A 13,160-nucleotide genomic window follows, 5' to 3' on the forward strand; every position below is an offset into this window, starting at 1 on the left:
CAAAAAAAACCTCTTAACTATTGTATATGGTTAAGAGGTTTTTTTATTATCGATAGAAGAATATTTATTCTTCTATCCACTCGCCTTTACGCCAGTAGACACCCCAACGTGTGGCTTTGCCGTTTTTCTCAGAGCCGATATACTGCTCTTTTTTCTTACGAGACCAGCGCAGAATCGTTGCATTGCCCTCAGGATCTTCATCAGGACCTGCAAACAGATACTGGAACTTGTCTTCCATTTTATCTTTGATTTCTCGCAGCTCAGCCAGCTTTGGCGGACGTGTCTCGCGCACTTTCGGGAATTTAGACGCTGCTAAGAACATACCAGCCGCACCTTCACGCAAGATGAAGTAATCTTCATGCTTGGTCGATTTTAGCTCTGGCAAGTGGATTGGATCCATGCGCGGCGGTGCCGCTTCCCCTGTCTTTAACACTTTTCGTGTGTTGTCACACTTTTGACAAGCAAAGTATGGGCCGAAACGTCCCGTCTTCAGCTCCATCTGCCCATCACACTTATTACAGTCGATGGTAGGTGCATCTGAACCCGGTACTTCGAACTTACCTTCTTCTAAAATATAACCATCACAGTCAGGGTTATTACCACAAATATGTAGTTTGAGACCACCGTCGACGATATAACCATTCATCGCCGTGCCACATTTAGGACAGCGTTTTTTCTCCATCAAATCTTTGACTTCTGCCGCATCGTCATCGCCTTCTGGATCATCCAGATTGGCAAATGCTTCTACTGGCATTAGATTCTTAGTGCCTTTACAGCGCTCTTTCGGTGGTAAATTATAGCCAGTACACCCTAAGAATACACCGGTTGAGCCCGTACGCAGCTGCATCGGACGATCACAAATATCACAATGGACATCTGGCACATCGGTTGGATCATTTGGACGCATGCCGTCTTTTTCTTTGGCACGATCTAGAGTGGTCTTGAACTCACCATAAAAGTCATCAAGCACATCTTTCCAGTTCTGCTCACCCTCTGCCACGTGATCGAGCTTGTCCTCGAGCGCCGCGGTAAAGGTATAATCCATCAAGTCTGGGAAGCTGGCTGTCAGTCTGTCGGTGACGATATCACCCATTTTTTCGGCAAATAAACGTTTGTTCTCAAGCTTCACGTAGCCACGATCTTGAATGGTTGAGATAATAGACGCATAAGTTGATGGACGGCCGATGCCTTTTTTCTCAAGCTCTTTGACCAGACTGGCTTCAGTGAAACGAGGCGCAGGCTTGGTAAAATGCTGGCTTGGGTCTAGCTTGTCTAAAATTAACTGGTCACCTTTTTTGACATCGGGCAACAATGTATCGTCGGTCTTGGCAGGTGGCATCACTCTGGTATAGCCATCAAACACCAAGGTACGACCACGGGCTTTTAGCTCTACATCATTGGCACCAACGAATAGGTTCACGGATAAATATTTGGCAGGCAGCATCTGACAGGCCACAAACTGACGCCAGATCAGCTCATACAGACGTATCGCATCACGCTCAACCCCTTTCAGCTGGGTTGACTTCATAGTGACATTAGATGGACGAATAGCTTCATGCGCCTCTTGCGCGCCTTGCTTATTGCCATAGAAGTTTGGCTTTTCTGGTACATATTTTGCGCCATAGCTGTCTTCGATGTGACCACGAACTGCCGCAAGCGCGTCACCAGACAAAAACGTCGAGTCGGTACGCATATAAGTAATATGACCGGCTTCATATAAACGCTGCGCCAAAATCATGGTTTTCTTGACAGAAAAGCCTAAACGCGTACTAGCAGCCTGCTGCAAAGTCGAGGTAATAAACGGCGCGCTTGGGCGTGATTGCGTTGGCTTTTCTTCACGCTCTTTGACGATAAAATCGCTGGTATTCAGTATCTCTAAGACTTTATCAGTCTGTTCTTTATTGACCAGCTTGAGGGTTTTACCGCCTTGTTTGGTCGCCTCTAGACGGATGCCGATTTGCTCAGCGTCTTTTTGGCTAGTGGCGATATGCGTGTCTGCATGAATCTGCCAGTACTCTTCTGGGATAAAGGCACGGATTTCATGCTCACGCTCGACTACCAATCGCATAGCAACCGACTGCACGCGACCTGCAGACAGTCCACGGGCAATCTTTTGCCACAATAACGGCGATACCATAAAGCCAACCACGCGATCCAAAAAGCGACGTGCTTGTTGCGCGTTGACGCGGTCGATGTCGAGCTTTGATGGCTGCTTAAAAGCATTTTGAATGGCGGATTTGGTGATTTCGTTAAAGACCACGCGCTCATACTTACTATCGGCGCCACCAATCACTTCTTTTAAATGCCAAGCAATCGCTTCCCCTTCTCTATCCATATCCGTTGCCAGATAGATTTTGTCAGCGTCCTTTGCTAGAGCTTTAAGCTCTTTAATGACTTTGGTTTTGTTTGGCAGCACTTCATACACTGCCGCCCAGTCATGCTCTGGATCCACGCCCATGCGGCGCACCAATGCCTGCTGAGCCTTTTCTTCTTTGGTTAGATTCTCATCTTTTTTAGCAGTCGTTGCTTTCTTTGCGCTTTTGCTCGCACTGACCGGTAGGTCACGGACATGACCAATACTTGAGCGTACAATAAAGTCATCACCAAGGTATTTATTAATCGTTTTTGCCTTGGCTGGTGATTCTACAATCACCAAAGACTTGCCCTTTGGGCTGTCAACAGCTGCTGCTGGACTTTTTTTGGTTGTGGTTTTTGCCATAGTTGACGACACCATAATATAAGTAGATTAAAAGATATAAGTAAATTAAAAATAGAGCAATGTGGCAATTTATGAATACTGATACTCTTGGTTCAGTGATTTATAGTAGTAATAGTTACTGATAAAAAAGGTTATAAAACAAATAATAACCATAAAATAAAGATATAGTTATAAAGAAGTTACACTGCTAAGCGTGAAAATGTCAACTTTAAATAATTAACATATGACCAAGCGCTGAGTTATTGCCGTTCAATGCAGATAGAAAATGCATGGGCAACGTTATGATTGCTGCTGCATCTCTAACGCCCATTTTTCCAAATTGGCTTTGAGCGCCAGTAGATCCCTTTCAATCAATGTATGATGATAGGCAGGGTTGCTCAGTGGGCGAACATAAGCGATGTCTTCCCAATAAATAATAATGCTATTGGCCTTGGTCAACATGCCTTTGACAAATGGCTCAATACTCACAGGCAGATCAAGAGGGGTTTTATCCAAGATAAATTGGGTCTTATTGACCGCTGCTGTGGTAGTGATATGGCTTGAGCGAATGGCGCTTGGAATGGTCAGCGTCTTGTCCTCTGAGCTTGTATCCACAAAACTGCTGTCCGGTCGCCATTGGCCATCGATGACCTGATAACGTGTGTGCGGCAGTTTGATACCATCTAATACAAGGCAATACTGACCCAGCATGCCGCGGCCATATTCATTGTCCCGACCTTTTATCCAATCAGGACAACCGACCAGCTTTGGATTGAGCTGTAGACGGCGCGCGGTCATACGCAGCTTATCCAAGCGCTGATCGATACCGTTAGGTTTGAGCGCCATCATACTCCCTAATACAAATAGTACAATGATAATGCCAATCAACGTGCCCATAACGGTCTGACCTTTTGACGAAATGAAAATGATGCTATACAGCTTAAATATAGTTAACTCAGTTTAAAAGAGCGTCAGGTCAACCGAGTGCAGAGGTAACTGTGATACTTCGACCGAGGTTAACGCTGTTATAGAGGATTGACTATACAATATCGCGACTTATAACTGCCGCCTCTATATCCATAAAGACTTATAATGAGCGCAAACCTTTAAAAATCAAGCAGTCCTTATTAATAAGCACCCAATAACTGGCATTGCGACGCACTATCAACTCATTCATTACACTGTTAAATCATATAGTTAACGCGTATAGACAACCCTGTGATAAAAGCTGACAAAAACTTGTCTACTCAAAAAAGTGCTATGATAAACCATAATTTTAAACGCGCGCAGGTTTATTATGAATTATCTTATCAAGCCAAACTCATCGAGCAATCATAACGCTCGCAAGCTAACAAGCAAGCTCATGAGTAGATCCAGCTTCAGTCTGTCATTACTGGGCTTAGTCGTGCTGGCAATCTCGGGCTGTGCCACCACTCAAAGCCTCACTCCGCAGCAGTGTCAAAGTAGTAACTGGCAAGAAGTCGGTCATGCAGATGGTAGTACTGGTCGCTCAGGGGCATATTTTGGGCACTATGCCAACAGCTGCGCTAGCATAGGCGGTGCAACACCCAATCGCATCCAGTGGGAACAAGGTCGTCAGCTAGGGCTCAAAAACTACTGCACCGAGCTCAATGCCTATAAAATAGGCCGTGAAGGATATGAGTGGCAGCCTGTTTGCCCACTAGAAGGTATCGAGAAATTAGAAGAAGCGTACTCTCAAGGACGCTACTATTATATCCGTCAGCGCGATCTCGATTACTTGCGCTCGCCTTATCCCTTTGGCTACGGGCATCTAGGTTTGGGTTATCGGCCATATCGGTATGGCTGGTAAAAAGAAAACCCCACTGAGTACTTAATTTGAGGTTTAAGTACTTAGTGAGGTTAAAAAGCATTTTATTATTTTTATTTTATCGTTATATTAGCTACCATCTCGGTGGTTGGCTATCTAGCAAACCTCTTATGGCAATCATGTCAAAAACCATACATTTTATAGAGCCGTATTACTCATTAACAAAGGTTACTCATTGACAAAAGCTATCTTGCTCAGTCCCGCTTGACTGGCTGCTGCCAACACTTGAGCCACCATGTCGTACTTACCTTCTTTATCCGCACGCAGTTGTACAGAAGGGTCTTTGCCAGCAGCCCCTTGCTGTTGCAAGCGCGTCTCTAGCTCTTCCATACTGATGGGATCACTGTCCCAAAATATTCCTGCATCTTTATCAATGCTGATCTGAATGGCTTCTGGCGGTGTCTCGTTCACCGACGCACTGGTCTCTGGCAGATCTAAAGGTACTGTTGGATTCAGCACGGTTGCTGTCAATAAAAAGATAATCATCAATACCAGCATGATATCGATCAGCGGAATAAGGTTCATCTCATCCATGCTGCGTACATCATCATCACCCAGTTGAAATGCCATAATTACTCTCAATGCTGTTGGTTCTTTTTATATAGCCAAAATAGCTCAGTTATACTCATACGCTGACTGATACCTTGGCTTATCTATCGATTCACTACTTTAGCGCGTGTAGCTATACTTATCGGTGCCTGTTACAGCTGCTTTGATACGGCGTTACTATAATGGCTCGTGTTTTGAGTATCTGACGCTGATGAGCTCATAGACTTTGCAGCAGATACTGGTGCAGCGTTAGCAGAATTATTGACCGCAGATGATGCTGTGCCCGCTAGGCCAGTCGATTGTGCCAATAAATCATGCGCTCTATCATTGGCCTGATACATGATGCGGCGATTGATACGTACTGCAAGGTTATAAAACACCACGGCTGGAATGGCAACAGCAATACCAAGTCCTGTCATAATCAGTGCTTCACCCACAGGCCCCGCCACTTGTCCTAGTCCTGCCTGCCCGCTCATGCCGATATTGTGCAAGGCATGGAAAATACCCCATACAGTACCAAACAAGCCAATGAAAGGTGCAATCGCTGCTGTCGTACCCAGAATAGGTAGACCGCGCTCGCTCGCAAAACGATAGCGACCGATGTGCTTTAGTAAAGTCTGCTCAGTGACCAGACGGCGAGTGGCAGCATCAGAACCTATCAAATCCTGCTGTCTAGCCTGCAGCTGATGACTTAAATCATCTGCCACGTTAGCCGCCAATTTACGGCTTTGCAATACGCGGACGATACCTGTCACCCAAGAGAGAATAGATAACGCAAGCAACAAAAAGAACAACGTTTTTGTCACCATGTCGCTGATCTGCCAGTATTGCATAAAGTCCATTTCAGACTCCTTAATGTTTTGTACAATCAAATGCTACCGTAGCGAGCATCATGTCTAGACTGATTATGAAAGATTATTGGTACATACGTTGTTATAAAATATAACTATTTAAGGAACGGTATAGCTGATAGGCAGGGTCACATTGCCTACCACAGGTGCACCATTCTTATTAGTAAAAGGTTTGAACTTGCCTGATCGCACTTGACGCTGGGCTTCTTTATCTAGTAATGGATTACCCGAAGAGGTGGCCACTCGCACACTATCGATACCGCCTTGCTTGTTGACTCGCAATACCAACACCACATTGAGCGTATCGCCTGAGCGTGCACGACGGGCAGCACGATCAGGGAAGCTGAGGTTTGGCGCAGAGGCCCAGTTAGCTGAAGTGGCGGTGAAACTGACCGGCTCATCACTTTGCGCGGCTGCCTCAGCGGCGGCTCTAGCCTGTGCGGCTGCCGCGGCATCTTTTGTCGCCTTAGCTGCAGCTGCTTCTCTAGCGGCTTTTGCTTGGGCTTCTGCTTTGGCATCCGCCACTCTTTTTGCTTCTTGATCGGCTTTAGCATGCGCTTCTAGTTCTGATTTTTTGGCTTGCGCCTCAGTAAGTCTGCGCTGCTCATCAGCGGCTGACGTATCGGCCTCTGGTTTGGGCAATATTGGTTTTTGCTTGGTTTCAAATGGTGTCTGTTCTTTAGCGATTACAGGCAGCGTTTTAGGTTTTGGTTTTTTTACGACAGACTCTGCCGGTTTCTCTAGTGTCTTGGGCGTCTTAGTAGGTTTTTTAGGTTCTGGCTCTGTCTTTTGTGGCTGTTTTGGTTGAGACTTTAACGGTGGTGGCGCTTCTTTTTTGGCAGGTGCTGGTAGTTTTTCTGCCTGTACTTGGGTTTTAGGCGACTCAGTCTTAGCAGGTAGCGTCACAAACTGTATCTCAACAGGTGGCGTATTTTTTGGGGGTTCAGGTATTGGCTTAGGTGTTTTGATCGCCACCAAGGCAACCGCTGTAAGCACATGTAGTCCTATGACGACTATCACAGCGAGCAGTATTGAGCTAAGTGGTGGCGCGTCTAAATCCGTTGAACTCATAACAGCCTAATGTTTATTACTCAGAGTAGAATGGCGTAGATAATAATGCAAACGATAATTATTATCAATAATAATTTATAATATTTCTCTACTTAATACACCTCTGACAAGTGATATTGCTTAGTAGTTTTGTCTATCGCAACGCTCATTTCTATGGACGTTACCTACTTTTATATTTCACTACTATAAACCTTATTTTTTCATCAAATGATACGTTGTGCTCAATATAACAAGTACTGTTAATAAAAACCATTATCATTTATATTGATAATGAGTCTCAACTACTTTATCATGACGGCTGTCTGATCTGCTCATGCGGTTCTGCTAAAAATACGCAGCATAAAAAATCCAAAGTTAATTGCCATTTTTATGACTATTTTCAAATTGAAGACACGCCATAAAATATTGCTCACACATTTTTCGATACACCGAGTTTACTATGCCTACTACCCGATCATCTAGCCAATCTATCACGCCTTTTTTCAAACGCCCATTACTGACTGCTGCTATGACAGCGTTGTTAGCTACTGTAGTGGCAGGATGTAGCTCACCTGAATCTAACGATTCTGAGCCAGCAGACGCCAAAACCGAAAATCCAACGGCTAATGAGTCCGTGAACGTGGCCAATAACGATGCCGTCTCTGCTGAAAAAATCACGATTGATACAGTAAAAGGAGATGTCGATCTCGCAATCAATCCATCGCCACTCGTGGTTTATGATATGAGCTTGATGCAAGATTTGGCAGCGCTTGATGTGGCGGTCGATGGCACGCCTGGTGGCCTACTACTAAAGAATCTACACTCAGAAACACAGCCTGATCCAAAAGAAGTAGGTACTGTGTTTGAGCCAGATCTTGAAGCGTTGAATGCCATGCAGCCACAAGTTATCTTGGTCGGTTCGCGTATGGCAGAAAAGTACAACGAGCTATCAAGTATCGCGCCGACATTAGACATGAGCATTGATACGGCAAACATCTATGAGTCAAGTAAACAGCGTTTGCATGACCTAGGTGCGCTGTTCGGTAAAAGCGATCAAGCAGCTAAGCTACAACAGAACATCGATGGACTCATCACTGAAACCAAAAGTCTGACGAAAGACAATAAAGGTACTGGCCTAGTCGTCATGGTCAATGGCAATAAAATGTCAGCCTATGGTGACAAGTCTCGCTATGGCTTTATCCATACTGTGCTGGGCGTACCAATGGCAGATGACAAAATTGCCGATGCCCCTCATGGTCAGCCAATATCGTTTGAGTACATCCAAAAAGCCAATCCAGATTGGTTATTTGTCATTGACCGCAGTGCCGCGATTGGTGAAGACGGTATTGGTGCCAAGGCCGTATTAGACAATCCATTGGTTGCTCAGACCAATGCATGGAGCAAGCAGCAAGTGGTTTATCTTAGCCCAGACTCTTACTTAGCATTTGGCGGCTACTATCAATGGATACAGGATCTAACGACGATTAAGGGCGCATTTACTAGCGCTAAATAATGTCGTTGCTTATACAAACGATTGTTGTAAAAGTAGATAATTATTACCCTTAACACTGCTCATTTTTAAGCCAGTAGAGATTATGTCGTTATTTTCACACCGTACTCATGCTGGGATCAACCCCAGCAAGTCTCTAGACCATAAATATCGACGTAACGTCATACCGCCATGGTTAATCAATACAGCAAGCCTCATTGTTATGGGGCTTTTGGTGTTATTGAGCTTATCTATTGGTGTGGCTGACTTTTCGTGGTCAGGTATCGTGCAGAGCCTTCTGACTCAGAGTGCAAATTCCGATAGCTCACTGCTATTGGTCAGCCGCATACCGCGCACCATCGCTATTATTTTGACTGGCATTGCGATGGCAGTGGCTGGGATGATTATTCAGGTGGTGCTCAAAAACCGCTTTGTAGAGCCATCCATGGTTGGTGCGACTCAAAGCGCTGCACTTGGTTTGCTGGTGGTCAGTCTGCTGTTTCCTGCCAGTGCGCTCATTGTCAAAATGGGCGTGGCAACCATCGCTGCCGTCTTTGGCATGATGCTATTTATGCTACTGATTCACCGCATACCGCCTACTGATTTTTTGATGATTCCACTGATTGGCATTGTTTTTGGCGGCATTATCGAAGCAGTCACTACCTTTATCGCCTATCAAACTGAATCACTGCAGATGCTGAGTGTTTGGCAGTTTGGGGATTTTTCGGGCGTATTGGCAGGGCGCTATGAGCTGTTATGGCTGACGGGCGCGCTGTGCGTATTGGCCTATATCATTGCCGACAAGCTGACCATCGTCGGTTTGGGTGACAATATCGCATTGAACCTAGGTATCAGTAAGCGTCAGGTCACTTGGATTGGCGTAGGTATGGTCGCCATGATGAGCGCGGTCGTCGTCGTGACTGTGGGTATGATTCCTTTTATTGGTTTGGTCGTGCCAAACATCGTGAGCCGATTGATGGGTGACAAGTTACGTCGCAGCTTGCCAGCAGTCGCGCTACTGGGTGCTTCAGCTGTATTACTGTGCGATATTATCGGGCGCTCTATTCGCTATCCGTTTGAAGTGCCGGTCGCCACTATTTTTGGTGTGGTTGGTACGGTGCTGTTTTTATGGCTGTTATTGCGAGCGCCCTCTGAGCAGTAGCATCATGAGTGTCAACCTTTTAAGGCTCACTTACCATCGTTCATTTTTGGCTTTACTAGAGCTTGGCACCATAGGATTTTTGTATGTTCTCACCGACTAAGCTGACTTCTACCAAGACTGGTACTACCAACACTAGCACAGCGATAGATAACTCATCTTCAGCAGACGGTCAGTATTCAGCCGCTGCACAAGGTCAGTTGGCAAAGCTTTGGGCATGGATAGCTGCCCATCCAAAATCCATAGCAGCTATTATTCTACTTATCTCGATGACCTTGTTTATGACACTTAATGTCAATGGTTATTGGGACTTTGCGCTGCCACTGCGCGGCAAAAAACTGCTGGCACTGATGGTGGTTGGCTATGCGATTGGTGTGTCGACCTTACTGTTTCAGACGTTGACCCACAACCCAATTCTCACCCCTTCCCTACTTGGGTTTGATTCGCTCTATGTTCTGTTGCAGAGCTTGCTGGTCTTCTTTTTAGGTGCGATTAGCTTTACCATTCTCGATCCTATTGCCAAATTCACGCTAGAGATTGCCTTAATGTTTGGGGCATCTCTATTGTTATTTAAGCTACTATTTTCTAAAAGCAGTCAGGATTTGACGCGCTTGATACTGGTGGGTGTTATCTTTGGCGTGTTATTTCGCAGTTTGTCTGCACTCATTGCACGGCTGATTAATCCTGATGATTTTGTGGTGGTGCAATCTGCCAGCTATGCACAGTTCAATACGGTCAACCCTCAGCTACTAGGCATCAGCTTATTTATCTGTGCCATCACTGCGATATTTGTGTGGCGCTGGCGTTACCAGTGCGATGTATTGATGCTCGGACAAGCGCAAGCGATCAACCTTGGTATCAACTATCAGCAACTGGCATTTGGCTTGTTAACCGTTATTGCGGTGTTGGTCGCTACGGCCACTGCATTGGTTGGGCCAGTGACCTTCTTTGGTCTATTGGTCTGTGCCTTGACCAATCGTATGGCTCGCCATATGTATCATAGTGAACGACTGATATTGGTCAGCTTGGTCGCTATGATTTGCTTAGTGCTGGGTCAGACGATCTTTGAGCAAGTACTCGACATGGCAGGTGTACTATCAGTGGTGATAGAGTTAGCGGGCGGATTGATGTTCTTGGTATTGATTTTTATGTCTCAACGTCGCTCTTTATAACTGCGTGTCACTGCTAAAAAAACTATCGCTTAGATGAAAGCTACTTTGCGTCATTTATAAGATTTTTAAGATCAGACTTTTGAGATAAGACTCCCTATGATTACATTGAACAACATCTCGCATCATATTGGTAAACAACAAATCTTGCATGACATCACATTGTCTCTGCCACCTGCCCAAGTGATTGCGTTGATTGGGCCTAATGGTGCGGGCAAATCAACGTTGTTTTCGGTCATGGCTCGCCTGCAACCGCTACAATCTGGGCAAGTGAGCTTCGCTGTAGATAATGAGGAACGTGATATTGTCAGCTGTCAGGCACGGACATTGGCCAAAACAGTCGCCATGCTCGGACAAGACAACCAAGTACAAGGGCGACTGCGTGTACACGAGCTGCTGATGTTTGGGCGTTATCCTTATCATCAAGGGCAACCAACCGCAGACGATCAGCAAAAAGTGCAGGAGATACTTGAACGCTTTGAGCTTGAGCCACTTGCAGAGCGCTTCTTGTCAACGCTATCGGGTGGTCAGCGTCAGCGCGTATTGATTGCTATGATTGTCTGCCAAGATACACCCTATCTATTGCTCGATGAACCCCTGAATAATCTAGACATGTACCATGCAGGTCGCCTGATGCGTGAGCTGCGCGAGCTGAGCCATAGTCAGCAAAAAACCGTGGTAATTGTCCTACACGATATCAACCAAGCGGCACAGTTTGCGGATACAGTGGTTACGATGAAAGCAGGACAAGTGATGGCCGTGGGTCGCCCTGCTGATGTCATCACTAAGCAGACGATGAAAGATCTGTACAACGTCGATGTCACTGTCCTGAGCCATCAAGGTCGCCCTGTGATTGTTGATGCGGTTTAATGGCTACTGCTTTTAAATGAAATTGCTCAATGATAAAAAAACTCAGTATATTGCCAGTACCTTTGCACCAGCAACATATTGAGCACATTGAACTTATATCTCAACGATAGTATTTACCTCAGCTTTTGCAATGTTCTTAGCCGTTGCTGTCGACCTTTCCACCATAGATAGACGCCCGTCCCTGATAGTACCGCCACCGCCAGACCAATCATTGCCAAGAACACTTGGTACAATCGATGTCCCCAACCTTGACCGATATGCCCCATATGCAAGGTGGAGAGCCATTGGTCTGCTTTATTACCAAAGGCAGCTTGATGACCAAAATTAACGCGCTCGACAGTGCCTGTTACCGCATCAACAGTGATAGAAGACGCGCCGCCTTTTTTGCCAATATCTCTGTTTGTTTTGAAACGCATCTGCCATTGCTTGTCTTCTTCGACCCAGCGGATACCCAATAGCTGCTGCACCGACACGCCATTTTGCTGTGCGGCACTATCGGCTTGCGCGCTTAGATAGGCAATGCTATTGGTCTTATTGACTACTTGAGTACTTACATCCGTATCATTTAAGCGATCATTAGTGGCCGCATTTGAATGTGCCGTTCTATCTGCTCGACCTTCTCGTTTTGAAGCGTTATCTGACTCAGGTTTGGCAGGTTTTCCCTCTCTTGGTGTCAGTCCGACCACCGCTTGCATCACTGGCTGATAGACCGCTTGCAAGTTAAACCCGACACTCGACCACGCAATGACAAACAGCATGAGCCATAACCATAGCCCAAAGGCATGATGCAGATCATAGTTGAGCTTAAAGAGATTGGTTTTGCGGCGGATTTTCCATGCAGGCAGCCAACGCTTCAAAAACGAGGCGCGCTTTTTGCCAGAGGCTATTTTGGTTTTATGTAGTTTGACTGCTCGCGGGAAGGTTAGATAAAAACCAATGAAACAATTGATCGTCCAGACCACTGAAACAATGCCCAATATCCATTTACCAATATCCCCGAGCAATAACTCACGATGTAACCAAAACACTTTCCACATCGTGTTGTGCCATGCCCACGCCTCTTTATCACGAGTACCGATGATGGCACTGGTATGGGGATTGACATACACCTCTTGAAAGGATGGTTTGGCCGTATTCTTATTATCACCTCGGCTTCGGTCAACCGAAAACACAACGGACTTATCCGCTGTGATCGACGTTGGCATACTTGAGAACTTATGCTCTGGATAGGTCGTCATTACCTTGTCATGAAGCTCAGCGATGGAGAATACCGGCGTGTTTTGTGATTCTATATGAGCCAGCTTATGATTGAACACATCATCGAGCTCATCATGAAAAGCCAGTAAAGTACCTGTAATACTGGCAATGATTAAAAAGGCTGCCATAGCAAGCCCTGTATAACGGTGAATCCATAGGCAGGTTTGACGAGGATTGAATGAAATCATTAGTCTTGGTTCTTTGTCATATGTTGTTTTA

11 protein-coding genes are annotated in these 13,160 nt (G+C 45.6%); 5 read left to right on the forward strand and 6 right to left on the reverse strand.

Annotation, left to right across the window (positions count from 1 at the left end):
* Positions 1-64 precede the first annotated feature (64 nt).
* Positions 65-2,719 (reverse strand): type I DNA topoisomerase, encoded by a 2,655-nt coding sequence (gene topA / locus IP485_RS08280; RefSeq protein WP_198326828.1) that lies wholly within the window; start codon positions 2,717-2,719, stop codon positions 65-67.
* A 279-nt stretch (positions 2,720-2,998) separates the two neighbouring features.
* Positions 2,999-3,595, reverse strand: coding sequence for a hypothetical protein (locus IP485_RS08285; RefSeq protein WP_198326829.1), 597 nt, complete (start codon positions 3,593-3,595; stop codon positions 2,999-3,001).
* 400 nt (positions 3,596-3,995) lie between these two features.
* Here IP485_RS08285 and IP485_RS08290 point away from each other — a divergent pair, with 400 nt between their 5' ends.
* Positions 3,996-4,529 (forward strand): DUF2799 domain-containing protein, encoded by a 534-nt coding sequence (locus IP485_RS08290; protein WP_227686480.1) that lies wholly within the window; start codon positions 3,996-3,998, stop codon positions 4,527-4,529.
* Between the two features lie 186 nt (positions 4,530-4,715).
* Here IP485_RS08290 and IP485_RS08295 read toward each other — a convergent pair whose 3' ends face one another.
* The 3 genes from IP485_RS08295 to IP485_RS08305 form a co-directional block, all read right to left on the reverse strand.
* Positions 4,716-5,117: an ExbD/TolR family protein gene (locus tag IP485_RS08295; RefSeq protein WP_198326830.1), complete on the reverse strand. Its 402-nt coding sequence runs from the start codon at positions 5,115-5,117 to the stop codon at positions 4,716-4,718.
* A 131-nt stretch (positions 5,118-5,248) separates the two neighbouring features.
* Positions 5,249-5,938 carry a MotA/TolQ/ExbB proton channel family protein gene (locus IP485_RS08300; protein WP_198326831.1) on the reverse strand — a complete coding sequence of 230 codons (690 nt, stop codon included), beginning with the start codon at positions 5,936-5,938 and terminating at the stop codon, positions 5,249-5,251.
* A gap of 108 nt (positions 5,939-6,046) precedes the next feature.
* Complete coding sequence (locus tag IP485_RS08305; protein WP_198326832.1) at positions 6,047-7,018, reverse strand: TonB family protein; 972 nt, start codon at positions 7,016-7,018, stop codon at positions 6,047-6,049.
* A 439-nt stretch (positions 7,019-7,457) separates the two neighbouring features.
* Between IP485_RS08305 and IP485_RS08310 the strand changes: the two genes are divergently transcribed.
* From IP485_RS08310 to IP485_RS08325, 4 genes are all read left to right on the forward strand, one after another.
* Positions 7,458-8,510 carry a siderophore ABC transporter substrate-binding protein gene (locus tag IP485_RS08310; RefSeq protein WP_198326833.1) on the forward strand — a complete coding sequence of 351 codons (1,053 nt, stop codon included), beginning with the start codon at positions 7,458-7,460 and terminating at the stop codon, positions 8,508-8,510.
* A gap of 82 nt (positions 8,511-8,592) precedes the next feature.
* Positions 8,593-9,648, forward strand: a complete 1,056-nt coding sequence (locus IP485_RS08315; protein WP_265090940.1) for an ABC transporter permease — start codon at positions 8,593-8,595, stop codon at positions 9,646-9,648.
* Between the two features lie 83 nt (positions 9,649-9,731).
* Positions 9,732-10,817, forward strand: coding sequence for an iron chelate uptake ABC transporter family permease subunit (locus IP485_RS08320; RefSeq protein WP_198326834.1), 1,086 nt, complete (start codon positions 9,732-9,734; stop codon positions 10,815-10,817).
* Positions 10,818-10,913: 96 nt separating this feature from the next.
* Positions 10,914-11,684: an ABC transporter ATP-binding protein gene (locus IP485_RS08325; protein ID WP_198326835.1), complete on the forward strand. Its 771-nt coding sequence runs from the start codon at positions 10,914-10,916 to the stop codon at positions 11,682-11,684.
* A gap of 113 nt (positions 11,685-11,797) precedes the next feature.
* Here IP485_RS08325 and IP485_RS08330 read toward each other — a convergent pair whose 3' ends face one another.
* On the reverse strand, positions 11,798-13,129 hold the full coding sequence (locus IP485_RS08330; protein ID WP_198326836.1) for a PepSY-associated TM helix domain-containing protein: 1,332 nt from the start codon (positions 13,127-13,129) through the stop codon (positions 11,798-11,800).
* Positions 13,130-13,160: the final 31 nt, after the last annotated feature.

This window comes from Psychrobacter sp. NG27 (assembly GCF_016106655.1).
Lineage (GTDB): Bacteria > Pseudomonadota > Gammaproteobacteria > Pseudomonadales > Moraxellaceae > Psychrobacter.

Excerpts from the sequence above, each read along its gene's own strand:
- topA (WP_198326828.1), bottom strand. The coding sequence starts at position 2,719 with ATGGCAAAAACCACAACCAAAAAAAGTCCAGCAGCAGCTGTTGACAGC.
- IP485_RS08285 (WP_198326829.1), bottom strand. The coding sequence starts at position 3,595 with ATGGGCACGTTGATTGGCATTATCATTGTACTATTTGTATTAGGGAGT.
- IP485_RS08290 (WP_227686480.1), top strand. The coding sequence starts at position 3,996 with ATGAATTATCTTATCAAGCCAAACTCATCGAGCAATCATAACGCTCGC.
- IP485_RS08295 (WP_198326830.1), bottom strand. The coding sequence starts at position 5,117 with ATGGCATTTCAACTGGGTGATGATGATGTACGCAGCATGGATGAGATG.
- IP485_RS08300 (WP_198326831.1), bottom strand. The coding sequence starts at position 5,938 with ATGGACTTTATGCAATACTGGCAGATCAGCGACATGGTGACAAAAACG.
- IP485_RS08305 (WP_198326832.1), bottom strand. The coding sequence starts at position 7,018 with ATGAGTTCAACGGATTTAGACGCGCCACCACTTAGCTCAATACTGCTC.
- IP485_RS08310 (WP_198326833.1), top strand. The coding sequence starts at position 7,458 with ATGCCTACTACCCGATCATCTAGCCAATCTATCACGCCTTTTTTCAAA.
- IP485_RS08315 (WP_265090940.1), top strand. The coding sequence starts at position 8,593 with ATGTCGTTATTTTCACACCGTACTCATGCTGGGATCAACCCCAGCAAG.
- IP485_RS08320 (WP_198326834.1), top strand. The coding sequence starts at position 9,732 with ATGTTCTCACCGACTAAGCTGACTTCTACCAAGACTGGTACTACCAAC.
- IP485_RS08325 (WP_198326835.1), top strand. The coding sequence starts at position 10,914 with ATGATTACATTGAACAACATCTCGCATCATATTGGTAAACAACAAATC.
- IP485_RS08330 (WP_198326836.1), bottom strand. The coding sequence starts at position 13,129 with ATGATTTCATTCAATCCTCGTCAAACCTGCCTATGGATTCACCGTTAT.